Source organism: Inhella proteolytica (genome assembly GCF_016093275.1).
In the GTDB taxonomy this organism is placed as follows: Bacteria; Pseudomonadota; Gammaproteobacteria; order Burkholderiales; family Burkholderiaceae_C; genus Inhella; species Inhella proteolytica.
Genome location: NZ_JAEDAK010000008.1, coordinates 172552 through 199441, shown reverse-complemented (window position 1 = coordinate 199441; position 26890 = coordinate 172552). Strand labels below are relative to the sequence as shown.

At 66.1% G+C, this 26890-nt stretch carries 21 protein-coding genes, 1 tRNA gene and 2 pseudogenes; 8 read left to right on the top strand and 16 right to left on the bottom strand.

All coding sequences use genetic code 11. The features are described from left to right. Positions 1-10 precede the first annotated feature (10 nt). From rpmI to I7X39_RS13255, 7 genes are all read left to right on the top strand, one after another. Complete coding sequence (gene rpmI / locus I7X39_RS13285) at positions 11-214, top strand: 50S ribosomal protein L35 (protein ID WP_138857261.1); 204 nt, start codon at positions 11-13, stop codon at positions 212-214. A 24-nt stretch (positions 215-238) separates the two neighbouring features. Continuing rightward, positions 239-595 carry a 50S ribosomal protein L20 gene (gene rplT, locus I7X39_RS13280; RefSeq protein WP_138857260.1) on the top strand — a complete coding sequence of 119 codons (357 nt, stop codon included), beginning with the start codon at positions 239-241 and terminating at the stop codon, positions 593-595. A 108-nt stretch (positions 596-703) separates the two neighbouring features. Next, positions 704-1738: a phenylalanine--tRNA ligase subunit alpha gene (pheS, locus tag I7X39_RS13275; RefSeq protein WP_198111636.1), complete on the top strand. Its 1035-nt coding sequence runs from the start codon at positions 704-706 to the stop codon at positions 1736-1738. A 17-nt stretch (positions 1739-1755) separates the two neighbouring features. Next, positions 1756-4170, top strand: a complete 2415-nt coding sequence (gene pheT, locus I7X39_RS13270) for a phenylalanine--tRNA ligase subunit beta (RefSeq protein WP_198111635.1) — start codon at positions 1756-1758, stop codon at positions 4168-4170. A 14-nt stretch (positions 4171-4184) separates the two neighbouring features. Further along, a complete protein-coding gene (locus I7X39_RS13265; protein WP_198111634.1) occupies positions 4185-4538 on the top strand; it encodes an integration host factor subunit alpha in 354 nt (117 codons plus the stop codon). A 31-nt stretch (positions 4539-4569) separates the two neighbouring features. Beyond that, positions 4570-4932 carry a MerR family transcriptional regulator gene (locus I7X39_RS13260; RefSeq protein WP_198111633.1) on the top strand — a complete coding sequence of 121 codons (363 nt, stop codon included), beginning with the start codon at positions 4570-4572 and terminating at the stop codon, positions 4930-4932. A 63-nt stretch (positions 4933-4995) separates the two neighbouring features. Further along, positions 4996-5072: transfer RNA gene (locus I7X39_RS13255), tRNA-Pro, on the top strand. A gap of 216 nt (positions 5073-5288) precedes the next feature. Here I7X39_RS13255 and I7X39_RS13250 read toward each other — a convergent pair. The 15 genes and pseudogenes from I7X39_RS13250 to I7X39_RS13185 all read right to left on the bottom strand — a co-directional run bounded on the left by I7X39_RS13250 (position 5289) and on the right by I7X39_RS13185 (position 24662). Beyond that, entirely contained in the window at positions 5289-5792 is a 504-nt protein-coding gene (locus tag I7X39_RS13250) for a hypothetical protein (RefSeq protein WP_198111632.1), read from the bottom strand. Between the two features lie 104 nt (positions 5793-5896). Further along, positions 5897-6208, bottom strand: coding sequence for a hypothetical protein (locus I7X39_RS13245; RefSeq protein WP_198111631.1), 312 nt, complete (start codon positions 6206-6208; stop codon positions 5897-5899). Beyond that, a complete protein-coding gene (locus I7X39_RS13240) occupies positions 6208-7434 on the bottom strand; it encodes an AAA family ATPase (protein ID WP_198111630.1) in 1227 nt (408 codons plus the stop codon). Before I7X39_RS13240 ends, I7X39_RS13245 begins: the two co-directional genes overlap by 1 nt. Then, on the bottom strand, positions 7434-8012 hold the full coding sequence (locus tag I7X39_RS13235; protein WP_232351931.1) for a CHC2 zinc finger domain-containing protein: 579 nt from the start codon (positions 8010-8012) through the stop codon (positions 7434-7436). Before I7X39_RS13235 ends, I7X39_RS13240 begins: the two co-directional genes overlap by 1 nt. 10 nt (positions 8013-8022) lie before the next feature. Further along, positions 8023-8328: a helix-turn-helix domain-containing protein gene (locus I7X39_RS13230; protein ID WP_198111629.1), complete on the bottom strand. Its 306-nt coding sequence runs from the start codon at positions 8326-8328 to the stop codon at positions 8023-8025. Positions 8329-8330: 2 nt separating this feature from the next. Beyond that, positions 8331-8564, bottom strand: a complete 234-nt coding sequence (locus tag I7X39_RS13225; protein WP_198111628.1) for a hypothetical protein — start codon at positions 8562-8564, stop codon at positions 8331-8333. A 1304-nt stretch (positions 8565-9868) separates the two neighbouring features. Further along, the gene (locus tag I7X39_RS13220; protein ID WP_198111627.1) at positions 9869-11380 is read right to left on the bottom strand and encodes a tyrosine-type recombinase/integrase; all 1512 of its coding nucleotides are present in this window, start codon (positions 11378-11380) and stop codon (positions 9869-9871) included. 344 nt (positions 11381-11724) lie between these two features. Then, a pseudogene (locus I7X39_RS23820) lies at positions 11725-12711 on the bottom strand (DUF3387 domain-containing protein); the annotation flags it as partial. 66 nt (positions 12712-12777) lie between these two features. Next, positions 12778-14913 (bottom strand): annotated as a pseudogene (locus I7X39_RS13215) (type I restriction endonuclease subunit R); the annotation flags it as partial. A 35-nt stretch (positions 14914-14948) separates the two neighbouring features. Continuing rightward, positions 14949-16244 carry an McrC family protein gene (locus I7X39_RS13210; RefSeq protein WP_198111625.1) on the bottom strand — a complete coding sequence of 432 codons (1296 nt, stop codon included), beginning with the start codon at positions 16242-16244 and terminating at the stop codon, positions 14949-14951. After that, positions 16241-18475 carry a DUF8426 domain-containing protein gene (locus tag I7X39_RS13205; protein ID WP_198111624.1) on the bottom strand — a complete coding sequence of 745 codons (2235 nt, stop codon included), beginning with the start codon at positions 18473-18475 and terminating at the stop codon, positions 16241-16243. Before I7X39_RS13205 ends, I7X39_RS13210 begins: the two co-directional genes overlap by 4 nt. Next, positions 18472-19761: a restriction endonuclease subunit S gene (locus I7X39_RS13200; RefSeq protein ID WP_198111623.1), complete on the bottom strand. Its 1290-nt coding sequence runs from the start codon at positions 19759-19761 to the stop codon at positions 18472-18474. Before I7X39_RS13200 ends, I7X39_RS13205 begins: the two co-directional genes overlap by 4 nt. Further along, positions 19751-21319: a class I SAM-dependent DNA methyltransferase gene (locus tag I7X39_RS13195; RefSeq protein WP_198111622.1), complete on the bottom strand. Its 1569-nt coding sequence runs from the start codon at positions 21317-21319 to the stop codon at positions 19751-19753. Before I7X39_RS13195 ends, I7X39_RS13200 begins: the two co-directional genes overlap by 11 nt. Positions 21320-21359: 40 nt before the next feature. Then, positions 21360-22106 carry an NYN domain-containing protein gene (locus I7X39_RS13190; protein ID WP_198111621.1) on the bottom strand — a complete coding sequence of 249 codons (747 nt, stop codon included), beginning with the start codon at positions 22104-22106 and terminating at the stop codon, positions 21360-21362. Between the two features lie 171 nt (positions 22107-22277). After that, a complete protein-coding gene (locus tag I7X39_RS13185) occupies positions 22278-24662 on the bottom strand; it encodes an Ig-like domain-containing protein (protein WP_198111620.1) in 2385 nt (794 codons plus the stop codon). 152 nt (positions 24663-24814) lie between these two features. Here I7X39_RS13185 and I7X39_RS13180 point away from each other — a divergent pair, with 152 nt between their 5' ends. Continuing rightward, the gene (locus I7X39_RS13180; protein WP_310739919.1) at positions 24815-25963 is read left to right on the top strand and encodes a GNAT family N-acetyltransferase; all 1149 of its coding nucleotides are present in this window, start codon (positions 24815-24817) and stop codon (positions 25961-25963) included. On the opposite strand, the gene I7X39_RS13175 is transcribed toward I7X39_RS13180, so the two are convergent. Then, the gene (locus I7X39_RS13175) at positions 25897-26826 is read right to left on the bottom strand and encodes a hypothetical protein (RefSeq protein ID WP_198111619.1); all 930 of its coding nucleotides are present in this window, start codon (positions 26824-26826) and stop codon (positions 25897-25899) included. The two genes, I7X39_RS13180 and I7X39_RS13175, sit on opposite strands and share 67 nt — an antisense overlap. Positions 26827-26890: the final 64 nt, after the last annotated feature.

Below are 26890 nucleotides of genomic sequence, written 5' to 3'. Positions count from 1 at the left end.
AGGAGCAGTCATGCCCAAGATGAAGACCAAGAGCAGCGCGAAGAAGCGTTTTCGCGTGCGTCCGGGTGGCACCGTGAAGCGCGGTCAAGCCTTCAAGCGCCACATCCTGACCAAGAAGACCACGAAGAACAAGCGCCAGCTCCGCGGCGCTGCGAACGTGCATGAGACCAACATGGGCCACATCGCCGCGATGCTGCCCAGCGCTGGTCTGTAATCCACTACAACAAGGAGAACACTCATGCCTCGCGTCAAACGTGGTGTAACCGCCCGCGCCCGTCACAAGAAGGTCCTGGCCCTGGCCAAGGGTTTCCGTGGTCGTCGTAAGAACGTCTTCCGCATCGCCAAGCAGGCGGTGATGAAGGCCGGTCAATACGCCTACCGTGACCGCCGCGCCAAGAAGCGCGTCTTCCGTCAGCTCTGGATCGCTCGTATCAATGCCGCCTCGCGTGGCCTCGGCCTGTCCTACAGCAAGTTCGTGGCCGGCCTGAAGAAGGCCCAGATCGACATCGACCGCAAGGTCCTGGCCGATCTGGCTGTGCACGATCCCGCTGGTTTTGCCGCCATCTTCAACAAGGTGAAGGCCGCGCTGGCGTAATTCGACCAGGGTGTCGCAAGACACCGAAACAGCCGGCCCGGGTAACCGGGCCTGCCCATTCCGAAGGCCGACACGCCCGTGCTCGGCCTTCCTTTTTTCTGCTGTCCCATGCTTGAACTGATCCAAGAGGCGCAAGAGTCCTTTGCCCAAGCGAGCACGCCGGCCCAGTTGGAGGACGCCAAGGCGCGCTTCCTGGGCAAGAGCGGTCGCGTGACCGAACTGATGAAGGGCCTGGCCCAACTCAGCGTCGAAGAGAAGAAGACCCGTGGCGCCGAGATCAACCAGATCAAGCAGGGCATCGAAGCGGCGCTGACCCAGCGACGCCAGGCGCTGGCCGAGGCCGAGCTGGCGGCCCAGTTGAAGGCCGAGGCGCTGGACGTCAGCCTGCCGGGCCGCGCGCGCGGTCAGGGCGGCCTGCATCCGGTCACCCGCACGATGGAGCGCATCGAGGCCATCTTCGGTTCGATGGGTTTCGACGTTGCCGACGGTCCCGAGATCGAGACCGACTGGATGAACTTCACGGCGCTGAACAACCCGGCCAATCACCCGGCGCGTTCGATGCAGGACACCTTCTACGTCGACATGAAGGACGCCGAAGGCCTGCCCTACTGTCTGCGCACCCACACCAGCCCGATGCAGGTGCGCTATGCGCGTGCCCACGCGGCCAAATACGCGGGCCAGGCGCACATGCCTGAGATCCGTGTCATCGCCCCCGGCCGCACCTACCGGGTCGACAGCGATGCCACGCACTCGCCCATGTTCCACCAGTGCGAAGGCCTGTGGATCGGCGAGAACGTGAGCTTCCGCGACCTCAAGTCGGTGTTCACCGAGTTCTGCAAGCGCTTCTTCGAAACCGATCAGCTGGAGCTGCGCTTCCGCCCCAGCTATTTCCCCTTCACCGAGCCCTCGGCCGAGATCGACATCGCCTTTGGCGATGGTCCGCTCAAGGGCCGCTGGCTGGAAGTGGCCGGCTCCGGCCAGGTGCACCCGAATGTGGTGCGCAACTTTGGTCTCGATCCGGAGCAGCACATCGGCTTTGCCTTCGGCATGGGGCCGGACCGCCTGACCATGCTGCGCTATGGCGTGAACGATCTGCGCCAGTTCTTCGAGGGCGACCTGCGCTTCCTCGCCCAGTTCAAGTAATTCGTTCGAGCCTGAGCATGCAATTTCCGGAATCCTGGCTGCGGTCCTTCTGCAACCCGCCGCTGAGCACCCAAGAACTCGCCGATACCCTGACGCTGGCCGGTTTTGAAGTCGAAGAGCTGCGCCCGGTGGCGCCGGCCTTCAGCGGCATCGTCGTGGCCGAAATCGTCGAGGCCGTCCAACACCCAGACGCCGACCGACTGCGTGTCTGCAAGGTCAATGCCGGTGGACCCGAGCTGCTGCAGATCGTCTGCGGCGCGCCCAATGCGCGCGTCGGCATCAAGGTGCCGCTGGCCACCGTGGGCGCCGAACTGCCGCCCGGCGAAGATGGCAAGCCGTTCAAGATCAAGGTGGGCAAGCTGCGCGGCGTCGAGAGCTTCGGCATGCTGTGCTCGGCCCGCGAACTGGGCCTTTCGACCGATCACGGCGGTCTGCTGGAGCTCGGTGCCGAGGCGGTGATCGGCCGCGACATCCGCGCCGAGCTGAATCTGGACGACCAGCTCTTCACCCTCAAGCTCACGCCCAATCTGGGGCATGCGCTGTCGGTGATGGGCATCGCGCGCGAAGTCTCGGCACTCACCGGCGCGCCGCTCAGCCTGCCGGCCATGCCGCCGGTGGCGCCGCAGATCGATGACCGCCTGCCGGTGAAAGTGGAAGCCACCGATCTGTGCGGCCGCTTTGCCGGCCGCGTGGTGCATGGCGTGAATCCCAAGGCCCAGACGCCAGCCTGGATGGTGGCGGCGCTGGAGCGCTGCGGCCAGCGCCCCGTGTCGGCCCTGGTCGACATCTCGAACTACGTGATGTTCGAGCTGGGCCGGCCCAGCCATATGTTCGATCTGGACAAGATCCAGGGCGGCTTGCAGGTGCGCTGGGCGCGCCGTGGTGAGCAGCTCAAGCTGCTCAACGGCAACACCATCGAGCTCGACGAGAAGGTAGGCGTGATTGCCGATGCCCGTCATGTCGAATCGCTCGCCGGCATCATGGGTGGCGACAGCACGGCCGTCAGCGACGACACGCGCAACCTCTACATCGAAGCCGCGTTCTGGTGGCCCGAAAGCATCCAGGGGCGTGCGCGCCGCTACAACTTCAGCACTGATGCTGCGCACCGCTTCGAGCGCGGCGTGGACCCGGCCTCGATCGCCGATCACATCGAGCGCATCACGGCCCTGGTGCTGCAAATCTGCGGTGGCCAAGCCGGCCCGCTGGACGATCAGGTGCTGAACGTGCCGGTGCCCAAGCCTGTGCGCCTGCGCGTGGCGCGCGCCGCCAAGGTGCTGGGCATCCCCGTCAGCCCGGCCGAATGCGTGCAGGTGATGCAGCGCCTGGGCTTCCCGTTCACGCAGGAAGAGGGGGCGCTGACCGTCACCCCGCCCAGCTGGCGCCATGACATCCTGATCGAGGAAGACCTGATCGAGGAGGTCATCCGCGTGCTCGGCCTGCATCGCTTGGATGACGTAGCGCCTCTGGGGCCGGTGATTCCGCGGGTGCGGCCCGAAGCCCTGCGCCCCCTGAGCCTGCTGCGCCGTCAGCTGGTCGACCTGGGCTACCAGGAGACCATCAACTTCAGCTTCGTCGAGGAACGCTGGGAGCGCGAGCTGGCCGGCAACCCCGATCCGATCCGAGTGCTCAACCCCATCGCGGCGCCCCTGGCCGTGATGCGCAGCTCGCTGATGGGCAGCCTGATCGAAGCCCTGCGCCACAACCTGGCGCGTCGCCAGCCGCGTGCCCGCCTGTTCGAGACCGGTCGCGTGTTCCTGCGCGATGCCGCGCAGGGCGACGCCGCGCTTGAAGTGGCCGGCGTGCACCAGCCGCGTCGCGTCGCCGGCCTGCTCTACGGTGCGGTCGACGGCCTGCAATGGGCCAGCAAAGAGCGTCCGGTGGACTTCTTCGACGCCAAGGGCGACGTGGAAGCCCTGCTGGTGCCGCGCCAGGCCCGCTTTGTGGCGGCCGAGCACCCCGCCTTGCACCCGGGCCGCAGTGCCCGCATCGAGCTGGATGGGCGCTCCATCGGCTGGGTGGGTGAGCTGCACCCGCGCTGGCGCCAGGCCTATGAACTGCCCCAGGCGCCGATGCTGTTCGAGCTCGATCTTGACGCCGTGCTGCAGCAGCCCCTGCCCCAGGGCAAGGTGCCGCCCAAGCATCCGGCCAGCGTGCGGGATCTCGCCGTCATCGTGGCGGACGGCGTGAGCCACGAAGCCCTGATCAATGCTGTGCAGGCCGCGGGCGATGCCATCGTTCGCTCCGCCCGCCTGTTCGACGTCTTCAAGCCGGCCCAACCCAGCGGCGAGCTGCGCTCTGGTGAACGCAGCCTGGCCCTGCGTCTGGAACTCCTGGACGAGCAGGCCACGCTGACCGACGAGCGCATCGACGCCGCGATGCAGGCCGTGCTGGCCAGCTTGCAGACCCATGTGGGCGCGCGACTGCGTGCCTGAACCGAAAGGACACCATGAGCGACAACCCGCCGCTGCGTCTGGTACTGCCGACGCTGGAGACGCCCACGCTGACCAAGGCCGAGCTGTCCGAGCTGCTGTTCGACAAGCTGGGCCTGAACAAGCGCGAGGCCAAGGATGTGGTCGAGGCCTTCTTTGACCTGATGGGCGACAGCCTCAAGGCCGGTCGCGAGGTCAAGCTCAGTGGTTTCGGCAACTTCGGCTTGCGCCTCAAGGCGGCCCGGCCGGGCCGCAACCCGCGCACCGGCGAGCTGATCCCGATCGAAGCGCGCCAGGTCGTGACTTTTCACGCCAGCCAGAAGCTCAAAGCCTCGGTTCAGGGAGACGAAGAGCCCTCCACCCTCGGCTAGCATCGCCGGCCCTGTGCACGCCTGAGCCGCCATGTCCACGCTGCCTGCCATCCCGGCCAAGCGCTACTTCACCATCGGTGAGGTGAGCGAGCTGTGCGGCGTCAAACCCTATGTGCTGCGCTACTGGGAGCAGGAGTTCACGCAACTGCGGCCGCAGAAGCGCCGCGGCAACCGGCGCTACTACCAGCACCACGAGGTGCTGCTGATCCGCCGCATCCGTGACCTGCTGTACGACCAGGGCTTCACCATCAGCGGGGCCCGCAACCAGCTCAGCGACGGCCCCGCCGCCCTGGGAGGCATGGATCCGATCGCCCTGCCCAGTGACGAGCCGATGAGCATGGCCGAATTGCGCATCGAACTGCTGCGCCTGCGCGATGCCCTTGCAGACGACTGATCGACAAGAGAAATTGCCGGCCGCAAAAAAGCGCAAAAATCTCGCTATACTGCGAGGCTTCGTCGGGGTGTAGCGCAGCCTGGTAGCGCACTTGCATGGGGTGCAAGGGGTCGCGAGTTCGAATCCCGCCACCCCGACCATAGAGAAAAAGCAGAAGCCCGGTTCCGAAAGGAGCCGGGCTTTTCGCTTTCTGGGGTCCGCTGGTCACCGTTCGGTCACCGTTTGCGTTTTGCTGGGGCTGGTGAGTTGGCTGTGCGGCTGCCTTGATTGATTTCAGTGCGGGGAAATATTCTGTGCGTGGGGTGCCGGGTGGTCGTGGCGAGCGAGGCCCCCAAGGATTTGACGCCCCCCGCCCCTCAGCGCAGGGCGCCAAACCAGTTGGCGGCAACGCGCAGCAACTCCGCATCGCGTCGCGCCTCGCAGTTCTCGATTACCGCTTGCAGGCGTTCATATGTCGCCCAATGCATCCCAGGGGGCTTGCTGCCGTCCGGGCTCAGCTTCGCCTCGGCCTTCTTCTGTTTGCGCCACGCGCGGCCCATGCGATCCTCGCTTTGACTGGCATAGGCGAGTCGCGCGCAGCTTCGGCATCGGAAAGGCGCCTTACCGCGCAAGTGCAGCACCGCAGCCCGCTGGTGGCAGGAAGGGCAACGGAACCATGTTCGGGCGCCGCCATAGTGGCAGGGCGTGCGCTCCAGTTGGATGTGATGGTCTGCAGGCTGGTTATTCACTGAACACATCACCCGCAGGGCATGGGCTTCGGCCAGCAAGCCCACGCTGCCGGTCTGCTCGCCGTCGCGATGCCAGGCCCAGACACACGAGGCCCCAGGCCTCAGCCAGCCATCGCGCTGCAGGCGCCGCACGTCAAGGCGTAGAGCGTGCTCAGCCTTGCCCTTCCAGCCGGGCCGGCCGGCCCCGAATCTGCTACCCCCTGTACCCATGCTGATTGCCTCCACAGAATTCGAAATCAATAGGTAATCGACTCGCGCGCACGGTAGGCCGCGCAGCGCTGCGCGTGCCCCGGCGGCGCCCAGGTCAGGATGAAGCGGGGCCACAGGCCGGCGGCCTCGGGTTCCGTGCAATTGCCGTGCTTGGCGCGGTTCGCGCAGTCCTTGCATGTGCGCGCCAGCAGGCGCAGCAACTCGCCTTTGTGCGTACGGATCGCCTCCCGCAGAGATTCGGTCAGCCGATTGGCGGGCGCCACGCGCAAGCCGGCGGGAGTGGCGGTCACGTCGAACTGCTCGGCGCGGAGGGCCTGGAGCAAGTCAGTTGCGTCCATCAAAACACCTCGGCTTCGGCGTCAAGCGGGCCAAGGGTGCCAACAGTGCCAAGGGGTTCAGGCTTGGAATTCTTGGCCTCCTTGGCCTCCTTGATCGGCAGGCGCCAGAGCCAGCCGCCGCTCTCCTTCTGCGAGTCCACCCCCAGCCGATTCTTGGCGCGCTTCAGGGTGCGCTCGCTGTGTCCGGCATGACGGGCTTCGCTGAGCAGGTACTTGGCGGGCTTGGGACCGTGGGCCAACTCGCTCGACAGGAAGGCGCAGGCATCGTCCAGCGCAGTGGATTCGTCGTCCTCGGTGGCTTCGGCATCTGCCAGCAGTTCGCGTGCCGAACCCTGCAGGCATTGGCCCCAGCGCACCCACTGACCCTCAACCCCGGCTGCAACCTCCTTACGCTCCAGTGCATAGCCGATGCCGCCTGAGTCCGGTCCGATGTTGGACTTGGCGCGCAGCAGTACCCGCTCGGCTTCGGCGTCCTCACCCTCGCCCATTCGGCCCTTTGCGGCCACCAGCACCATGCGGGCCAGTGCCCCAAAGGCCAGGCTGCCGGTGATGCGCTCCACCGGCTCGCGCCCTGCAGTGCCCTTGCTGAAGTGCGTGATGCCCAAGACGGCGCAGCCCAGGCGCTGCCCCAGGTCCACCATGGGCTGCAAGCTGCGCCGCACCTCATTGCTTTTGTGCGCATCGCCCGCAACGGCCGACACGATGGGGTCAAGGATCAGCAGGCGTAGGGCCGGCAGGCGCGCGGCCGTGGCCTCCAGCAGCGGCATGTCGCGGCCCGGGTCGAAGGCATCCGCTTCGTTGCGCAGCGGGTTGTCCACGCCCTCAATGAAGCGGACCCGGTCCAGGTCCGCACCCATGGCGCGCAGGCGTGCGGCCAGCACAGGGCGCGCATCCTCGCCACTCCAGATCAGAACGTCCCCTGCCTCGGCGCAGCGGGTGCCGTCCGGCCAGGGCAGGGCGCGAGACAAGGTTGCAGCCATGCTCAGGGCGATGGTGGTCTTGCCGCAGCCGGGCGCGCCGCCCAGCACCGTAAACATGCCAGCAGGGAGGAAACCGGGCCATAGCCAGCGCACCGGCTCCAGCTTCACATCGCTGGCGCAAACCAGGCGTACTGCGTGGCCCGCTGCGCCCGATGCCCCATTGCCGGTGTTCCCGTGCTGGGCGGCGGCATGGGCGTCCAATTTCGCGGCGCTCGCCTCCAAGCGCTTGAAGTCAGGGGCCTTCATTACTGCGCTCCCTGAGCCAACATCTGCACACGCCCCGCAGCCTGAAGGAAGCGCTGCCAGTCGGGGTCGGGGGGCAGGACACCGCGCCTTGCATCGCTCAGCACGATCATGGCGAGCTGCAACTCAAAGGCGGCCAGCTCCAAGGCGTCGGCGGCCGAAAGGCCTGCAGGGGCACGGGGGCGCTGAACATTGGCACCGGTCCAGCAGCCCAAGTCACGCGCGGCCTGCACGAAATCGAGGCCCAGGTGCTGCATGTGAAAGGCCAGAACATCGCCGCCCTTGGCACCACATGCCATGCAGCACCACCCGCCGCTATGGCTGTTGACGCGCATCGAATCGCTGCCGCCGTGGAAGTCGCAGCGGGTGGTGCGCCACTTGCCGCGTCCCGTCAGCGCAAAGCCCTGGTTCTCGAAGTAGCTGATCGGATCGGGGAGGCGGGAGCGGTCAAACGCGCTGTCAGGGGGCGTCGGAATCTGTCGGGCTTGTGCCGTGGCGGAGTGCCGCAGAGAATCCATGGCGTCAGCTTTGATGAAGGTCTTGGAGCCCTGTGCCGCTGCAACGGCCGGGGCTTCGCTCATTCGGGCGGTGTTAGGCGGCATGGCTAGCCCCCTTCTTCAGCGTGTAGAGCCCGATGCAGTGGCGCTCGCCGCTCTCGGTGCGCTCATTGCGGCGCAGGGTGAGGATTTCGTGGCCTTCGCGGACGAGTTCCAGCTTGCGCGGCCTGGGGTCGAAGATGTCCAGATGGCGCATGGCCTCGAAGGTGGTGACATGGCCCAGCGTCTGCAGGGCCACCAACAGGCGCTGGCGCTGGGTGGCAGTGGCCTCGCCCCGGTGGGCGTCGCGAATCGCGTGCAGTGCGGCGATGCGGGCCGGATTGGCGTGAAGGGCCTCCATGTTCAGCCCTCCACCGTTGCCGGGGACTTGCCGCGGCGCTGAGCCGAAGCGGCGGCGCTGGCCTTGGCAGCCTGCGCGGTCAAGCGGGCAGTGGCTTCCTGGTCGGCCTGTTCGGCGCGACAGGCCCAGAACTCGCGCACGTCCTTGAGGCGCCAGCGGGTGCAGCGCGGCTGCTGGATGGCGGGCTTCGGTGCGCGGCCGGCGGCAACCTCGGCCAGCCACCATGAGACACCCATGCTGCCAGTGGCTGCGCAGGCACGAGCGTCAATCAGCGCAACATCCGCCAGCAGTGCGGGAACTTGAGAAATCTCTTTGCGGGTCATACCGGCCCCTAGTGGTGAACACGGGGCACAGTGTTTTGCTGGCAGGCCTTTTTGCCGCTACTTGCGCGGCTTCGCGCGGCTTGGCGCGGCCTGGCGCGCCTTTGCGCGCCTTCGCAAGCGGTCGCCTAGTGCTTTGCGGGTCAATGTCTCGGTGGAGCCTCCGTTGTGCCACCGAACGCCGCCGGAAGTGACCCCGGCGAGCGGTGCGGGGCGCTCCTTCTCGGGAAGACGTGCGCGCTTCTCCAACTCAGCCATCACTTCGGCATTACCTGGAGTCCCAGGTAGGGAGCTAAGGATTTGGTCGATCAATGGCGCAAGCAAATCGCGAGGAAGCCTGTGCCGGATAGTCCCAGGCGCCCCAGTGGCGGTGTCTGAGTCAGGAGGCTGGGAAATTGCCAACCGCAGGCGAACAGGGCGCCCACCGCTCGCGTCCGCTTCGACTGATTCGGCTGGTACGCCACTCCCAACTCGGACTGCCATTTTTCGCGTAGCGAGTAGCCATGCCGCAAGATCGTCCACCGCGACATTTGCCTCTTGCAGCGCAGCGCCATGCGGGAAGCTGTGCTGGCCATCAGAGCGCGGATCTAGGACTGGCAGCTGATTGCGTCGAACTGCCAACCGAAGTTCCTCTTCCAGGTTCACTCTGGCGGCTGCGTACTTCATCCGAGAGTCGTTGGGTCCCGCAGGAGGCCAGAGGGCGTCGGCGATCAGGTCGGCCAAGTCGGCAAACCGTAGACGTGTAGTGCCCGCCGGCAGGGGAAGCACTGTCCTCGGCGCAGTCACAGTCGCCTGATTTGAAGGAGCATGAGGCGGCAGCTCTTCAACCTGGGGCGCTGGTCGCTCGGCTGCAAACTCATCTATGAGCGCGATCAGGTCCTGATCGAAGGCATTTGGGATGCCGGAGACTTGCGCCAACGCGGATGAGGTCACCCCCCAGCTCATCGCCTCAAGTTTCATTAACAGCTTGCCGCAGCCAATCGCGTATGCCAATGGGCCGAACTCGGCTTCCAATCTGGCTAGGTCATATGGTCGCTGCCGCAGCCTCGTGCGCGCCAATTCAAGCAGCCGATCGCGCAGTGCGTCGCGGTTCAAATTCACATCCCCCGATGTGCCCCGGAAATGGTCGCCGCGCCAGCCCGCCGGGGGACGGGTTTTCGGGAATCAGCCTAGGCGCGGCGAAAGCGTGCGGCGGGTCAAATGGCCCGATGCGATCATTTTCAAGCGAGTCGCTGCATCGCAAAAACGTTGTCCGTGGCCTCACGTTCGCCAGTCAGCAAAGCCGACAACTGCACCCCCAGCGCATCAAAAGCCCGGGCTTGATCTGCCTCCCGGCGGTCATGGACGTACACGCGACGAACCCGGCTCTCGATCTTGTGATTTAGGCACTCGTCGATCACGTCCCCGCTGATCCCCAGCCGCGCCATCAGCGTGCCGGCAGTGCGGCGCAGGTCGTGCAAGGTCCAGGGGCCACCGGGCAGCAGCAGGGCCTCGGTGTTCTTGCTGCGGCCGCTCATTCGCTTTTCGGCCGGGCGCTGCCGATCCGCAATCTGCTTGCCCAGGCTCTTGACGCAAACCGGCTGCCGGCGGCTGCGATCTGGGAACAGCCAGGGGCTGGACTCTCCGCTTTCGTCCAGTTCGCGCAGGCCGGCCAGTTCCAGCAGGAAGGTCATTGCAAAGTCGCTCAGGTGGATGGTGTGCGCGCGCTGGTTCTTGGTGTCGGGCAGGTGCCAAGTGCGTGCCTTCAAGTCCACGATGCCGAACTTCGTTTCTGCCGCTTCGGCAATCGCGCGCAGCGTGTCGGTCCGGCTCCGGTCTGCGTGGGAGTCGGCCCAGGTGGCGCCAGTGACTTCACCCGCACGGGCGCCCGTGGCGAGGATCAGCCCCAGCGCGCAGCGGCTGCGCGGATTGAGGCGGGCAGAGGGTAGGGCGGCCCAAAGCTGGCGCAGCTCGATGTCGCTCAAGACGCGGTCGCGCTCGGTGTCCTTGCCGCCTACCTTCTTGCGTTTGACTCCGGCCAGCGGATTGGCCGGGATGATTTCGCGGTCTGCGGCGAAGTCCAGCATCTGGCGCAAGTCGCTGAACAGCACATTCGCGGTGCGCAGCGTGCCGGCGGCCTTTCGGGCATCCAGCACAGCCATCAGATCGGAGCGGGTCAAGTCCGCTGCAGCCAGGTCACCGATGCGCGGGAATACATGGCGTTCAAACTGCGCCAGCACATAGGCGCCGCCATCCTTGCGGCCTTCGCGGGTGCCATCAGCCAGTGTGCGGGGCTGTAGATCTGTGGCCTGCCAGCGGCTGAAAAGTTGGCGCACTGTCAAGCGGCGTTCGGCTTCCTGGGCGGCGGCTGCGGCGTCTTCGGTCAGCTTGCGCGCTTCGGCCTCGGCTTTCAGTCGTTCAGCTTCCAGCGCAGCGGCCTTGGCTGCGGCCTCGGCTTCGAAGTGCTCGCGCAGGTCCTTGTGCCCGTTGGCGTACAGGAGGCTCCACTCGGCGGCAATCGTGTAGGCCTGCGCAACGGTCAGCCCGCCGCCCTGGCCCTTGGGATGGAAGCTGCCGATTGGCAGGAAGGGTCGCCGCCCCTTGGAGTCCGTGTAGCGGAAGTAGAAAAGCCGTTCACCGGCTGGCGTGATGCGGCCCAGGAACACCCCCGCACCGCGCTTGAAAGGTTGGGTCAGCCACTGCTCTTTGTCGGTGGCCTTGGCCTTCATGGCCAGGTCGGTGATGGTCGCCATTGCAGCCCCTTGAAAGTCTGGTCACCGTTCGGTCACCGTTTTGCGCTGGCTGTAAGTGTAGTCACGCGGTCCTATGTGGAGCCGATGAATCGATAAGGCATTGATTTGTAATGGATATGCTTGGCGCATAGGACCGAATCGGCCCCATAAAAATCAATGTTGTATTGAATGGGGTGCAAGGGGTAGCGAGTTCGAATCCCGCCACCCCGACCATAGAGAAAAGCAGAAGCCCGGTTCCGAAAGGAGCCGGGCTTTTCGCTTTCTAAGGTCTCTTGGTGACCAGCCGTGATCGCTCGGTGACTACTACTCACGGCTGGCTTGAGGGTTTCGCGCATGTGGGTGCCTCACCCCCAACTCTCTCCCAACGTCTCCGCCTGGCTCAGCACCAGCTCCACGGCGGCATCCTGCTGATCCGGCGGGTACTTGTACTTCCGCAGGATGCGCTTGACCATCAGCCGCAAGCTGGCCCGCACGCTCTCGCGCTGTGACCAGTCCACGCTGATGTTCTTGCGCAGGTTCTCGGTCAGCTCGTGGGCGATCTTCTTCAGCGTCTCGTCGCTGAGTTCGCGCACGGCCGACTCGTTGGTGGCCAGGGCGTCGTAGAAGCGCACCTCGTCCTCGCTCAGGCCCAGTTGCTCGCCCCGCTGGGCGGCGGCGCGGAACTTCTTGGCCATCTCGACCAGCTCTTCCATCACCTGGGCGGTCTCGATGGAGCGGTTCTGGTAACGCGTCACCACATCGCCGAGCAGCTCTGAAAAGCGCCGCTGCTGCACGATGTGGGTGGCGAACTTGGACTTGATCTCGCCCTCCAGCAGGCGCTCCAGCAGCTCCACCGCCAGGTTGCGCTCCGGCAGGTTCTGCACTTGGGCCAGGAACTCGTCGTCCAGCAGGCCGATGTTGGGCTTCTCCAGGCCTACGGCGTCGAAGATGTCCACCACGGCTTCAGACACCACGGCCTGGCTGATGATGCGGCGGATGGCGTGATCGCGCTGCTCGTCCGCCTGCTTCTGGGCCGACAGATCCCGCTTGGTGAGGATGACCTTCACCGCCTGCAGGAAGGCGACTTCCTCGCGCACCGCCTTGGCCTCGTCCAGCGTGCAGCACAGCGAGAACGCCTTGCTCATGGCCAGCGCCGCATCGGCAAACCGCTTCTTGCCGCTCAGGCCGGCCTCCAACGGCAAGCCCAGCACATGGTTGGCCGCACCGGCCAGGGTCTTGTGGCCCCCGGTCAGGAAGCCCGACCAGTCAAAGCCGTGCAGCAGCGCACGCAGCACGTCCAGCTTCTCGGCCAGCAGCGCATAGGCCTCGTGCGCGTCCACCGTGGGCCGGCCGCGACCCTGGCTCGCGGTGTACTCCTTCATTGCGGCCTTCAGCTCATTGCCGATGCCGATGTAGTCCACCACCAGGCCGCCCTGCTTGTCCTTGAAGACGCGGTTCACACGGGCGATGGCCTGCATCAGGTTGTGGCCCTTCATGGGCTTGTCCACGTACATCGTGTGCACGCAGGGGGCATCGAAGCCGGTCAGCCACATGTCGCGCACGATCACCAGCTTCAGCGGGTCGTCCGGATCTTTGAACCGCTTTTCCAGCCGCTTCTTGACCGGGCCGCCGTACAGGTGCGGGCGCAGCAGGGCCTTGTCGCTGGCCGAACCCGTCATCACCACCTTGATGGCCCCCTTCTCGGGGTCTTCGTCATGCCAAGCGGGGCGCAGCTTCACGATCTCGTTGTAGAGGTGCACGCAGATTTCGCGGCTCATGGTCACCACCATGGCCTTGCCGGGCTGTGCAGCCTCCCGGGCTTCGAAGTGCGCCACCAGGTCCGCCGCCACGCTCGCCACGCGGGGTTCGGCGCCCACCACCTTCTCCAGCGCCGCCCAGCGGCTCTTGAGCCGCGCCTGGGTGCTCTCTTCCTCGTCCTCGGCCAGTTCGTCCACCTCGGCGTCGATGACGGGCAGCTCCTCGTCGCGTAGCTTCAGCTTGGCCAGCCGGCTCTCGTAGTAGATGGCGACCGTGGCGCCATCCTCCTTGGCCTGCTGCATGTCGTAGACATGGATGTACTCCCCGAACACCGCCCGGGTGTCGCGGTCGGCGGCCGACACCGGCGTGCCCGTGAAGGCCACAAACGTGGCATTGGGAAGGGCATCGCGCAGGTGCTGGGCGTAGCCCACCTGGTACTTGGTTTGGAAGGCAGGGGGCTCGAAATGGGCCTCGGGTGCATCAGTGGGTAGCAGGGGCCCATCGCTCGTGCGCAGCGGCTTGGCCTTCACCGTCTTCAGCTTGGCCTCAAAGCCGTACTGCGTGCGGTGGGCCTCGTCCGTAATCACCACGATGTTGTGGCGGTCCGAAAGGCAAGGGAAAAGGTCCTCGTCCTCGCCGGGCATGAACTTCTGGATCGTCGCGAACACGATGCCGCCCGAGGGGCGATTGCTCAGCAGCGCGCGCAGCTCCTGGCGCGTGGTGGCCTGCACCGGCTGCTCGCGCAGCAGGTCTTGCGAGAGGCTGAACACGCCGAACAGCTGGCCGTCGAGGTCGTTGCGGTCGGTGATCACCACCAGCGTCGGGTTCTGCATCGCCGGCTCCTGCATCACCCGGGCGGCGAAGCAGGTCATGGTGATGCTCTTGCCGCTGCCCTGGGTGTGCCACACCACACCGCCCTTGCCACGCTGCGCCGCCGCGCTGCTGGGCCGGGAGGCGGCGACCACCTGCTCGATGGCCGCCTGCACCGCATGGAACTGGTGGTATCCGGCGATCTTCTTCACCAGCTGGCCGTCGTCCTCGAAGAGTACGAAGTGGCGCAGGTAGGCCAGCAGGCGCGCAGGCTCCAGCAGGCCGCGCACCAGGGTCTCCAGCTCGTTGAACTCGCCCAGCGGGTCCAGCTGCACGCCGTCGATGGTGCGCCACTGCAGAAACCGTTCGGCATTGCTGGAGAGCGAGCCCACGCGCGCTTCGCTGCCGTCGGCAATCACCAGCAGCTCGTTGTACTGGAAGACGTCGGGGATCTGCGCCTTGTAGGTCTGCAGCTGCTCGAAGGCCTTCCAGATGTCGGCCTGCTCGTCCGCCGGGTTCTTCAGCTCCAGCATCACCAGCGGCAGGCCGTTGATGAACAGCACCACATCGGGCCGGCGAGTGTGGTGCGCGCCCTTCAGCGTGAACTGGTTTACCGCCCACCACTCGTTGGCGCCCGCGTCCTGCCAGTCGATCAGGCGCGCGAAGTCGCCGCGCGTCTCGCCATCCCGCTGCAGTTGCACTGGAACACCGTTCACCAGCAGCTTGTGAAAAGCGCGGTTGGCCGCCAGCTGCGAGGGCAGCCCCAGGTTCAACACCTGCTGCAAGGCGTCCTCGCGCGCGCTGGCTGGCAGCTGTGGGTTCAGGCGGGCCAGGGCCGCGGCCAGGCGCTCGCGCAGCAACACCTGGCGGAAGTCGCTGCGCTGGGGGCTCGCGCTGTCCGGGGCAATGGTCTGGCCGGGGTGGTGCTGCCAGCCCAGCTCGGCCAGCCAGCCCAGGGCTTCTTGTTCGAGTTGGTCTTCGGTCATCCCATTCCCAGCTTTTGTGTGTGGCCTGGTGCGGCTCAGGCTGCCAGCCTGGCGGCCCGATACGGCAGGCCCATTCGCTCATCCCCCACCAGTTCATCCCTGTCCAGGTCGAAGGGCAGCACCTCCAGCCGCAAGCCGGCATTGAACTCGAACGGGGCCAGAGGGGTGCGGAAGGACTCGGTACGGGGGTAGATCAACGCCATGCGCCCCGCACCGCCCAGGTACTTCTGCCCATAGGCGTAGAGCTGATAAAAGTCCGCCTGGCTGAGCCCGTACTTGGCGGCCCGGTCCTGGCCGTCCAGCAGCTTCCACTTGGTGTCCAGCACCCAGTGCTCACCGCCCCGGCTGATGAAGAGATCCGGCTCCAGCTGAAAGATCGGCTGATCCTGTTGCGTGCACAAGGACTTGAACCGGGCCGGCGTACGCAGGGTCACGTCGGCGACCAGGCGCCGCTGCAGCCACCGGGCCACATAGCGTTCGAACAGCTTCTCCATCGGGAACAGCATGCTCAGGCCCTCGAAGTCGCCCGCCAGGGCCAGGGGCATGTGCTCGCCCAGGATCAGTTCGCACCAGGGGCGCACGGGCCGGTAATGCGCCAGCAGCCGGTCCGTGCCCCAGGCGCGGAAGTCCTGCTTCAGCTGCCGGCTCGGGGGGATCTCCAGCATGCGGCTGCTCAGCTCCTGGGCCAGGCGCCAGTTCTCCGGGTCCTGTGTGCTGGTGCGGGCCCGCTCCAGCGCGCGCTTCAACAACCGGTTCTCGGGCCGGTCCGGCAGGTAGACCTCGTGCCGCACATGAAAGCGATGCTGCCGCCCGGGCGGCTGGCGCAACTGCTGGTTCAGGTCCAACTGGCCGCGCATGAAGGGCAGCTCTTCCTCAACCCGTTGGTAGTCGAACCGCAAGCCCCGGCCCAGCAGGGTGTCCAGCTCGCGCAGGAAGCGGCCCAGCACCCATTCGGACAGCGGCGCCTCGAACAGCTGCAGCGCCGCCGCGCCCACGCCGCGGGCCGGCAAGTCCAGCACCGCCTCCAGCAGCTTGCGCAGCAGCGCGCGGGCCTCGGCCAGGCTGCCGGCTTCGGCATGGTGCTTGGGCAAGATCTCCAGCACCGTGCCGCAGGGCGTTTGCACCACGCCCACAAAGTTGTCCAGCTTCAGGCGCCGCTGGCCCTCGATCTGCACCAGCCGCGCGCCCCCGCGCGACGCCTGCTCGCTCAGGCGGCACAGGTACTCGAAGGCCGACTCGCTCACCTGCGCGCAGTCCAGCGTCGCGCGCACTGGCTCGGTGCTGAGCCATCCGTGTTCGCGAACGCTGATGCAGCGGCGGGTCGGCGTCATTCCGCGTCCAAGACCCCGGCGTGGTCGATCACCCCCAGATAGCTCTCCGCATGCCCGAAGGCGGCGGCATTGACGCTCCAGGCCGTGGGGCTGCGGGCCACGTTCACATCGCTGCCAAACAGCGCCTCCACATCCACCGCCTGCCCGCTGACGAAACGGAACGCCGCCGGCTTGCGGTGGTCGTTCAGCACCCATTGGATGCGCTGCCAGTCGTCGAAGAAGTACTCCTGCAGCAGCGGCAGCACCTGGTTGCGGAACACCTCCGCCAGCCGGCCCAGCGTGGGTTCCTGCTGCAGCGGCATGAAGTAGGCATGCCCCAGGCAATGGTCGCGGTCCAGCAGGGCCTCGATGCGCTGGTTCATCACGGCCAGCAGCCGGTCCACCGGCACGCCCTCCACCTCCAGCCCTTCCAGCAGCTCCGGGCGCGGCGGCATGGCCTTGAACACGAAGCGGCGGCGCAGCGCCACGTCCATGGCGGTCAGGGAGCGGTCTGCGGTGTTCATCGTGCCGATCAGGTACACGTTTTGTGGCACGCTGAAAGGTCTTTTTGAGTAGGGCAGTACTACTTCCAGAGCCTCGCTTGCTCCGGCGCGCTTGGAGGGTTCGATTAGCGTGATCAGCTCGCCAAAGATTCGCGAGATGTTGCCGCGGTTGATCTCGTCAATGAGCAATACGTAAGGTGACGCACTGCTTGTTGCGGCGGGTGCCTGTCCATCGGCCGACTGGTATCCGTGGCTTTCAAGATGAGCCAACAAGTCGGGCCAATTGAGTCGGGGCAACCGATACACGGTCTTCTGTACAAAGCCCGCTCCGTCATTCAGCGGACCGATCGGCAGCGTCAATCCCTTGTACAGCCACTTAACGGGTCGCACATGTTGGTAGTCCGCCTTTAGTCCGTTGGGCACTTGGCTGGGTGCCTCAAATCGATACTCACCGGTAACGACACCGACCGCCGCAATTGCATCGGCAGAGTGAATACAAAGCATCACATCGCCCACCGCCACTTCGTCAGCGAAGTACCGCAATGTCCCGCGATTGCTCGTGCCTAAGGAGTTGTAGTACTCGTTGCCCGAATCGAGCAATTGAAGGTCTCCCGTTTTCCCCCAGCCTATGCGTGCTTCGTCATGGGAAAGGCAGTAGGCCCTGGTCGGCGAGGTGCCCGTCCCATCAATCGAGATCTTCCAAAAGCGAGCATTGGACCGAACGGGCGTTGAGCCCACCGCGACCGGTGTGCGGGCGTCGTCACAGAGCTGCTTGAACACCCCCGGCTCTACCTGGTACTCCAGTTGCTCTTCGTCGTTCACCTGAGCCCGCAGCCCTTCGACAAAGTCCTCGTAGCTGAAGCTTTGATGGAAGGTCACGAAACGAATGCGGCGCTGCTGCATCAGCGCATCGAAGCGGGCCTTGAGAGCGGCACGGTTCGCGTGGTGCTGCGCCAGATGGCCCGGGTCCAAGATGGCCAGGGCCGCATCAACGGTTGCAAAGGTCTTGCCGGTTCCTGGTGGGCCGTAGAGGATCTGGTTTAGCGCCGGCATGGTGCCTTTCGTTGAAGTCGCATCCAATTCAGACTGCTCCCACTCATCGCTGTCCGTGGGCGTGACATTGGCCTGCGCTGCCTCGACCTGTGCCCAGATGGCGTCTCCGTAGGCCAGCACTGGCTGCATGCCCCGGCGGTTCATGAAGCCCTCGTACAGGGCCACCGAGTCTTTGGGGGGCTCCCCTGGCCCAGGCCACACCTGGCGCAGCAGCGGGGCCATGTAGACCGGCAGGATGCAGGGGTGTTCGCGGTCCTGGTACAGGAAGGCGATCTTGCGGCGGACGATGGGCCACAGGTCGATGCCCTCCACCTCGTCCAGCCGCCCGGCGCGCGCCGCCTGGGCCGTCTGCACGATCAAGGCGCGAATGGCCGCAAAGGCCTCCTCTGCCGTGCGGCCGTACTTGGCGTACCAGCCGTAGTGCTCGTCCTGCATCACGCCCTTTTGGGCAGAGGGCTCCTTGGTGGCCGAGCTGCTGCGCGAGTAGATGCCGAACTTCAGCGACGAACCGCCCCAGATCGAACCCAGGGTCTCGGTGCGCTTTTCCAGCCAGCGGCAGAAGTGGTCGTCTTCACCGGCCTGGTTGTAGTCGCGCAGCGTCATGCCCGCGAGCTTGTCCAGCGGCCAACGCTGCAGGAACTGGGTCCAGAGCGTTTCGCGGTCCGCCAGGCTGCTGGGCTGGGCGGGGCTGCTCATGCCAGTGCCTCCTCAACGAATTCGGCGGCCTCGGGCAGGCGCAGCTGGCCGGAGATCAGGCGGGGGAGGAGGGTGTCTCGGAGGGCGGTGAGCGTCTGGCCACGTTCCTCATTTGCAATCCAACCATTCAACAACTGGCCAATGGTGCTTTCGAACTCAAAGGCAATTACTTCGGGCGGACGCACAAGGCGATGACTTTCAACGAGCCCCTTGTTCAAATTCTGTTGCGCTGAACCTGACGACTTCGCTGCGAGCGCTTCCCGCTCGCGTCTTGTAGCGAAGAACAGAAATGCACGAAAGCCAGGCCGAGGTAGTAGGCCGCAGCAAGCTTGATTCGCAGTCGCTGGTTTGGCTAGCAGACACACCTCGCCCGCAGTCGCCCCGTACATCGCGACTACTGTGGTGCCAGCAGGCCAGAGCTTTGCAGAACTCTCAGCGACGCCAAGGTCACTGATGGTTTCTTTGGTATCGAAAACTATCGGATTGCGCACTTCACCCGAAGTGAGCCAAGGCACACAACCTGACCAGTAGGAAGGCACGGACCGCTTTGGAGTGCCGCCGCTCTCGACGCGTGTGCAGAGGGCGCCAAGTGACGAGCACGTCCACCCCCTCGGCACCTCCCCCAATTCCGAGTCCTCGAAGCTCTCGGGGAAGAGGGCGGCGGTGGCATCGTCCATGCCTTCGGGGGCGCGGCCGGCCTGCTTGGCGCGCACGGGGTCGAAGTCCACGAACCAGGACTTGAACAGCGCCTGGGCGATGGCTTCCAGCGTGGCGTTGGTTTCGCGGAGGAGGGTGATACGGTTGTCGAGTACCGCAAGCAGCCTCGCAATTCTTGTTTGCTCAGGCAGTGGTGGTACGGGGATGAACATTGAGCGAAACGTAGGCGCATGCCCTTTGTATTCCTCAAGCACAACTCGCCCCTGTGCCGCGTAATAGATATATCGCGTGTCTAGGCCTTCGCGGGCCTGGAACACAAACACGTTCTGGATGCACGAGAAGGGGCCGGTCATCCAGCGCATCGCACATGTGTGATTGGCAAACGTGAAAACCGGGTCTTCCAGAGAGGCTGGAACTCCTGGCGCATCGTTGTGGTGGCCCATCACACCCGATGGCGACTGATCAATGACCGGAACGATGCCTCCAGGCACAACCGTCTTCCCGTCGTACTTGCGGCCTACAGGTAGTGCAATCGTGGCGTCCTCCAACTTGGTCCATCGCCAGTCAGGCGGCACCGGAGGAAGCGAGCCAGAGTCCAGCAGAAGGGGCTGCAGACGGTCAGAACTCATACCCGAGGGCCCCCAACTTCGCTCGAATCACCGCGTCCAGCTCCGCCCCCTTCGCCATCTGCTCCCCCAGCAACTCGGTCAACCGGGTCATCTTGTCGGCAAAGGCCTCTTCGTCGTCCTCGACGGCTTCAGCGCCCACATAGCGCCCGGGCGTCAGCACATGGCCGTGCTGGGCAATCTCGGCCAGCGGCACGCTGCGGCAGAAGCCCGGCACATCGGCGTACTCACCCTCCGCCTCACCCGGCGCCGCCTCGCCACGCCAGGCGGCCACGGTGGACGCGATGCGGGCAATGTCTTCCTCCGCCAGCTGCGCCTGCACGCGCGAAATCATGCGGCCGAGCTTGCGGGCGTCGATGAACAGCACCTGGCCCTTGCGGGCGGCGGGCTTCTGCTTGGCCAGGAACCACAGGCAGGCGGGGATCTGGGTGTTGAAGAAGAGCTGGCCGGGCAGGGCCACCATCACCTCCACCACATCGGCCTCCACCATGGCTGCGCGGATCTGGCCCTCGTTGTTCTGGCTGGAACTCATCGAGCCATTGGCCAGCACGATGCCGGCACGGCCGGTCTCATTGAGGTGGTGCAGCATGTGCTGCAGCCAGGCGGTGTTGGCGTTGCCTTGCGGTGGGTCGCCATAGACCCAGCGCGGGTCGCCTTCCAGGCTGCCGTGCCACCAGTCGCTGATGTTGAAGGGCGGGTTGGCGAGGATGTAGTCGGCGCGCAGGTCGGGGTGCTGGTTGCGGATGAAGCTGTCGGCGGGTTCGCGGCCCAAGTTGAAGTCGATGCCGCGGATGGCCAGGTTCATGGCCGCCAGGCGCCAGGTGGTGGGGTTGCTTTCCTGGCCGTAGATGGACACGTCCCCAAGCTTGCCGCCATGGGCCTCGATGAACTTCTCGCTCTGCACGAACATGCCGCCCGAGCCGCAGCAGGGGTCGTAGACCTTGCCGTGGTGCGGGCTGAGCACGGCCACGAGCGTCTGCACGATGCTGGCCGGGGTGTAGAACTGCCCGCCCTTCTTGCCCTCGGCGCTGGCGAACTGGCCGAGGAAGTATTCGTAGACCTGGCCGAGCACGTCGCGGGCCTGGCTGGGGTTGTCGCCAAAGCCGATGGTGGACACCAGGTCCACCAGCTCGCCGAGCTTGCCGTCGGGCAGCTGGGCGCGGCCATAGCGTTTGTCCAGGATGCCTTTGAGCTTGGGGTTCTCGGCTTCGATCAGGGCCAGGGCGTCGTCGATGCTGCGGCCGATGGTGGGCTGCTTGGCCTGCCCACGCAGATGCTCCCAGCGCGCGCCTTCCGGCACCCAAAAGCAATTGACGGCGGTGTAGTAGTCGCGGTCGTCGGCCTCGGCGGCCAGGTCTTCGGCGCGGGCCTCGCCGTAGTAGTACTCGTCGTCGGGGTTGGAAAGGCGTGCGATCACCTCGGCGCGGCGGGCGGCGAAGGTGTCGGACACGTACTTCAGGAAGATCAGGCCGAGGACGAGGTGCTTGTATTCGGCGGCGTCCATGTTGGCGCGCAGCTTGTCGGCAGCGGCCCAGAGGGTTTTCTTGATGTCGTCGAGCATGGAGTGGGGGAGCGTCCGGTGTGGGCCGGAGGAAAGGCAATCAGGAGGCGTCTTTGCCGTTGGCCAGGGCGACCATCCAATGGCCGCCGGGTTCTTGGCGCAGGGTGAGCAGGTCGTAGGTCTTGAGCATGCTGACCAGGCCGGAGTGGCCGTAGGTCTGCGGGGTGAAGGCCGGGTCGGTGCGCCGCAAGTAGGAGCCCAAGCCGCCGACGTGCACCAGGCCGTCTGGCGTTTCGGCCGCCAGCAGTTTGACGGCATTGACGATGGACTTGGGCCGCAGCTTGGGCTTGGGCTGCACGGTGGGCTTAGGGTCTGCCGTTACGGGAGCCGGCTCGACCGGTGGCGGTGCAGGTGCCCATTCGAAGAACTGGTCGCTGGCATTGCGCAGGGCTTCGGGGGCTTTGGCCTCGCCCACGATGTGCACGAAGGCACCGCGCTCGCGCAGCTTGCGGCACAGGCCGGCGAAGTCGGAATCACTGGTGACCAGGCAGAAGCTGTCGGCACGCTGGTCGAATAGGGCTTCCATGGCGTCCAGAGCCAGCGCCAGGTCGGAGGTGTTCTTGCCGGCGGCGTACTGGTACTGCAGGCAGGGGGTGAAGGCCAGGCGCACCAGGGCCTCTTGCCACTTGTTGGCCAGGGTGGCGTGGTTGCCATAGCCTCGGCGCACCACCACCCGGCCGAACTGGGCGGCCACCCGCAGGGCAAATTCGAGAATCTCGGGCGAGGTGTTGTCGCAATCTGCGAGCACGGCGACCCGGGCTTCGGCTTCCGGCGCGATACGGTTCATGGAGCTCCCTGATACTTTTTGTGATCGTATGCGGAGCGCTCTGCCGGTTTCTGGCACCGGCAGCAAGGCTGCGTTTGCAAGGGCTGGGACTGGGATCTACCCCAGGCACCAAGCAAAAAGGCCCGGCTCCTTGCGGAGCCGGGCTTTCCAACGGAGGGCGTGGGACAGGGGTCAGGGCTCGGTGCTGAGCTGGCCGGAGCCCCAGCTGCCCAGAGTCAGATCTGTGGTTTCGTCGGCCACGCCGATCAGGCTGACCGTCTGGTCATCGGTGTGGAACACCGTGTATTCCACCGGGCCGTTGTAGCTGTCGACGCCGTACTCCAGGTCCACATCGAGATCGATCTTGAACAGATCGAGCGAGAAGCCGCGGTCGTAGCTCAGGTCGGTCTTGTTGTGCAGGGTGGCCACGCCGTCCAGCACGATCTTGTATTCGACGATGCCGTTGCCATTGCCGCCCTGGGCGAGGGCGTCGTAGGTGGCGGCCGCGTTCTGGATCAGCAGTTCATCGCCGAAGGTGATGGGCAGGGCGGCGCCGTTCTCGAACACCACCTTGCCGGTCAGGGTCTTGGCGCTCAGTTCGAGTTGCTGTTGCAGGCCCAGGGCGGCGTTGAGGTCCATGTCGAACAGCGACAGGAAGCCGGCGATGTCCGGGGTCTCCGGCTCGATGTCCAGGTCGATGCCGTCGTACACCACCACCGGGATGTCGAAGGGGCTGAGGCCGAAGCCCAGCACGGCGCTGAAGAGGGCGGCGTCCAGATCGGACTGCATGCTCAGGAAATTGGCCGACCCCGTGCCCTTGATGGTTTGGGTGTTGGCATTGAACGCGCCGTTCATGGAGACGTCGGCCCACTGCATCAGGCCACTGGTGCCGTTCAGCAGGTCCAGGCTGATGCTGGGATCGCCCTTGGCGAGGTCAAACAGGTTCACCAGGGTCCAGGTGTCCTTGATGCCCATGTCGATGAAGTCGACGGTGGGAATGAGGTCGATGTCCGGGGTGTCGAAGTCCAGCCCGACCTTGAGGCCGAGTTCGTAGCCGAACACCCAGTCCAGCCCCATGCTGCCGCCCGGGCCCTGGCTGCTGAAGCTGCCGCCGCTGAGCGTGGCAGTGGTGGTGAGCTTGAGGGTGTCGGTGGTCTTGTTCATCACCGACTCGGCGGTGACGTCGTAGGTGAGCTGGGCATCGAGCGTGCCGCCCTGGATGTCGATGAAGGACTGCAGACCGGTCTTCACCTGGGCGGTAGCCGAGTAGTAGAGCGGCCAGGCGTAGAGGTCGAGGTCGGGGCCGAGCTCGATGCCCACGAAGGGCCCGTTGATGTCGGCTTGCGGGTCGTTTCCATTGGCCCACAGGCTGGCGTCATCCACCTTGAGGGCGGCGTCCATCTCGTTGAGCTTGTGGAACTGCTGGATAGGCAGGCTGGCGGTGGCGGTCTCGGTGTCGCCATTGGCCACTTCGCGCGAATCGGCGCTGAAGAGCTGGCTGTAGTTGACGTTGCCGTCGGCCGGCAGGGTGATCATGAACTCCTGCTGGATCTGGCCGGGCTGGCCTTGCACGGGCACGCTGGCCGGGCTGATGCTGACGCCGGCCGGCAGCGCGCCGGCGGTCAGGGCAGTGAGGTACTCGCTGCCATCGTTGTCGCCCTGGGTGGCGGTGACGAGCACGCGCACCTGGTTGACGGCGTCGGCGGCGTCCAACACTTGGATTTGCATCTCGGGCTTGTCGGCCACCGGGGTGATGTTCAGGCTGACCTTGGCGGTGTCGAAGCCGCCCTTGCCGTCGCTGATGCGGTAGTTGAAGCTGTCGCTGCCGGCGTAGTCGGTGACGGGGGTGTACTCCAGCGCATCGCCCGGCAGGTTGTCGGCGTCGGGGCCGTCGACGATCTTGACGGTGCCATGTGCACCGTTCTCCACCTCGACGATCTTCAGCACATCGGCTGCATCGGCGTCGCTGTCATTGGCCAGCACCAGCAGCTTCACGCCCTGGGCGCTGCTGCGGGCATCGCCCAGGCCGCTGGCACCGTCTTCAAAGATCTGCATCGCGTCGTCGAATGCGTGCGGGGCGGCGTGCGAGGTGGCGACGAGCTTGGCGCCGTCCTTTTCGCTGCGCTTGGTGTCGGTGGGGCTGCCGATGCTGGTCAGGCGCAGGCCGAACTGGGTGTGGGCGATGTCGTCCAGCGTCAGGTTGTGGGCGGCGTTGTCGAGCGTGAAGCTGGCGGTCTTGATGTCGTCCTTGGCGATGCCGGCGGTGCCGAACTCGAAGCCGACGTCGAAGGGCGAGGCAGCGCCATTCATGTTGGCGCCGTTCTTGAGCTGGATGACGTCGACGGTGTCGAAGTCGCTGACCTTGTTGCCGCTCTGGCTGAAGCTCAGGCCAGTGAGCTTGGTGGCATCGGCCAGGTCGAAGAACAGGCCGCGCAGGTCGGCCGTGGTGCTGGCGGTCTGCAGGACGGTGACGGTGAAGTCGATCTTGCCGCCTGCGGCCTCGACGGCCTGAATTTCCACACTGGGGCTGCCGTTGCTGCCGGGGACGGTGAAGCGGATGCTGCGAGCTTGTTCCATGATGATCTCCTGTTGCTGGATGCGACCGTTTGGATCGATGGCGTCATGCTCGAAGCGGGCGGTATCAGCTGGGTTTCGTGGGTCTGTGCAAGGGGTTTCATTTGTTACGGTCAGGTTGCGAGGGCATTTCGGCGGGGGGCGCGGAGCCCGCGGTGTTGCGCTGGATCACGGCGCTGCAAGACTTGCCGGCCACGCAGTGGGATGCCCTGCTGGAACAGGCCGACGCCCCCACACCCTTCATGCGGGCGGGCTGCCTGCAGGCGCTGGATGCGGCAGCGCGTTCGGAACAGGGCTGGCGGGCGCGCTTTGCCACCTTGTGGCGGGCGGAGCGTCTGGTGGCCGCATGCCCGCTCTATCTGAAGGCGCATTCCTGGGGCGAGTTCGTGTTCGACCAGGCCTGGGCCCGTGCCTACGAGGTGCATGGCCTGCGCTACTACCCCAAGGCCCTGGTGGCGGTGCCGTTCACACCGGTCCCTGGCAGCCGCTTGCTGGCAATCGGCCCGGCGGAGCGACTGGCGCTGGTGGAGCAGCTGCAGGAGTGGGTGCAGCAGCAGGGGCTATCGGGCCTGCATGTGCTGTTCGGCAGCGTGGCCGATGCGCAGGCCTTGCAGGCCTGCGGCTTCAGCCGGCGTGAGCAACCCCAGTTCCACTGGAAGCGGGCGCCGCATTGGCAGGGCTTTGCCGACTTCCTGGCCGACTTGCGGCGCGACAAGCGCAAGAAGATCCAGCAGGAGCGCCGCCGCGTGGCGGAGGCGGGTGTGCAGGTGCAGGTGCTGCGGGGCAGTGCCATCACGGCGGCGGAATGGGACTTCTTCTACGCCTGCTACACGCGTACCTACGCGCTGCGCGGCATGTCTGCCTACCTGCCGCGCTCCGTGTTCGAGCAGGGCCTGGGCGAGCAGGCCGACTGGGTGCTGTTCCTGGCCTGGCAGGGCGGCGAGCGCGTGGCCGCTGCCCTGGTGGCGGTGGACTGGCGCGCTGGCACCGCCTTCGGGCGCCACTGGGGCGCGCTGCGCGAGCTGGACTGCCTGCACTTTGAGCTCTGCTACTACGCCCCGCTGGCCTGGTGCCTGGAGCAGGGCCTGCAGCGCTTCGAAGGCGGGGCCCAGGGCGAACACAAGATGGCGCGCGGCCTGCTGCCAGTCGGCACCCACAGCCAGCACTGGCTGGTGCACGCCGAGTTCCAGGATGCCGTGGCCCGCTTCACCGAAGCGGAGCAGCAGGCGGTTGGCGCCTATGAAGAGGAGCTGGCCGCCCGTTCGCCCTTCAAGCCGCCGGGGCCCCGCAAACCCTTGGCGTGAGCCGGGCCGGTGGTGGGTGCCTCGCCCCAACGCGCCTGCCACTGCGCGAGGAAGTCGCGGCTCAGCGGGCTGCGCGGTTGCAGGCGCTCGCCGATGTAGAGCTGGCGGCGCAGTTCCTGGGCCTGGGCGCGCAGGCGCAGCTCCATGATGGCCAGGGCATCCAGGCCGCGCCCGCGGGCGCGTTCCACATGCTCGGCAAACACGGTGACGGGGTGCTGCCGCAGCAGCACCAGATGGGCGCGAAGCAGGCGCAGCCGGCCCTGGGCGAGCTGCTCGCAGCGTTCCAGCCAGCGCCAGTGGGCATGGATGTCAAAGCCGCCCAGGCGCTGCGGCGATTCGCCGGCGGCGATCAGCAGGGCTTCGAGCGTGGCACGGTCCTGATCGGCATAGGCCAGGTTGGCGTCGCGCATCAGGCCCTCGCGGCGCTGGCGGTCGATCTCGTTGCTGGCGCGGTCCGGGTGCAGGCGCATCGCCGCGCGTCGGTGCAGGTCCTTCAGGCTGGGGGCGGCCAGCTCGGCCTCCTGCGGCGGTGCTTCCGGCCAGGGCACAGCCGGTGGCAGCTGGGGCAGGGCCTGCTGGCGGCGCTGCGGGGGCACCGGGGGCAGGGGGGCACCGTCGGCGCGCGCCAGGCCTTCCAGGGTGCGCAGCAGCTCGCCCTGCAGGCTTTCCACCTCGGTCCAGCCTGCGCCCAGGCGCTGCTGGTAGCTGGCCTGGAAGGCCAGCACCTGTTGCTCCAGGGCCGTGAACTCGGCTTCCATGCGCGCCAGGTAGCCCTGCAGCTCTTCGAGCTGGCGGCGGCGGCGCGCGACCTCCAGCCGCCACAGCTGCGGGTTGAGCAAGGCCTGGGATGCGTCGGGCGTCATTGCGCCGGATTTTGCGGGCGCGGCCCCAAGAAAAATGCCCGCCGAAGCGGGCATCCTTCATGGG

Bases quoted from the DNA above. Each gene is read 5' to 3' on its own strand.
- rplT (WP_138857260.1), top strand. From the start codon at position 239: ATGCCTCGCGTCAAACGTGGTGTAACCGCCCGCGCCCGTCACAAGAAG.
- I7X39_RS13240 (WP_198111630.1), bottom strand. From the start codon at position 7,434: ATGAAGGCCCCTGACTTCAAGCGCTTGGAGGCGAGCGCCGCGAAATTG.
- I7X39_RS13220 (WP_198111627.1), bottom strand. From the start codon at position 11,380: ATGGCGACCATCACCGACCTGGCCATGAAGGCCAAGGCCACCGACAAA.
- I7X39_RS13175 (WP_198111619.1), bottom strand. From the start codon at position 26,826: ATGACGCCCGACGCATCCCAGGCCTTGCTCAACCCGCAGCTGTGGCGG.
- I7X39_RS13210 (WP_198111625.1), bottom strand. From the start codon at position 16,244: ATGACGCCGACCCGCCGCTGCATCAGCGTTCGCGAACACGGATGGCTC.
- I7X39_RS13195 (WP_198111622.1), bottom strand. From the start codon at position 21,319: ATGCTCGACGACATCAAGAAAACCCTCTGGGCCGCTGCCGACAAGCTG.
- pheS (WP_198111636.1), top strand. From the start codon at position 704: ATGCTTGAACTGATCCAAGAGGCGCAAGAGTCCTTTGCCCAAGCGAGC.
- I7X39_RS13185 (WP_198111620.1), bottom strand. From the start codon at position 24,662: ATGGAACAAGCTCGCAGCATCCGCTTCACCGTCCCCGGCAGCAACGGC.
- I7X39_RS13260 (WP_198111633.1), top strand. From the start codon at position 4,570: ATGTCCACGCTGCCTGCCATCCCGGCCAAGCGCTACTTCACCATCGGT.
- I7X39_RS13190 (WP_198111621.1), bottom strand. From the start codon at position 22,106: ATGAACCGTATCGCGCCGGAAGCCGAAGCCCGGGTCGCCGTGCTCGCA.
- I7X39_RS13265 (WP_198111634.1), top strand. From the start codon at position 4,185: ATGAGCGACAACCCGCCGCTGCGTCTGGTACTGCCGACGCTGGAGACG.
- rpmI (WP_138857261.1), top strand. From the start codon at position 11: ATGCCCAAGATGAAGACCAAGAGCAGCGCGAAGAAGCGTTTTCGCGTG.
- I7X39_RS13200 (WP_198111623.1), bottom strand. From the start codon at position 19,761: ATGAGTTCTGACCGTCTGCAGCCCCTTCTGCTGGACTCTGGCTCGCTT.
- I7X39_RS13205 (WP_198111624.1), bottom strand. From the start codon at position 18,475: ATGAGCAGCCCCGCCCAGCCCAGCAGCCTGGCGGACCGCGAAACGCTC.
- pheT (WP_198111635.1), top strand. From the start codon at position 1,756: ATGCAATTTCCGGAATCCTGGCTGCGGTCCTTCTGCAACCCGCCGCTG.
- I7X39_RS13225 (WP_198111628.1), bottom strand. From the start codon at position 8,564: ATGGGTGTCTCATGGTGGCTGGCCGAGGTTGCCGCCGGCCGCGCACCG.
- I7X39_RS13245 (WP_198111631.1), bottom strand. From the start codon at position 6,208: ATGGACGCAACTGACTTGCTCCAGGCCCTCCGCGCCGAGCAGTTCGAC.
- I7X39_RS13235 (WP_232351931.1), bottom strand. From the start codon at position 8,012: ATGAGCGAAGCCCCGGCCGTTGCAGCGGCACAGGGCTCCAAGACCTTC.
- I7X39_RS13230 (WP_198111629.1), bottom strand. From the start codon at position 8,328: ATGGAGGCCCTTCACGCCAATCCGGCCCGCATCGCCGCACTGCACGCG.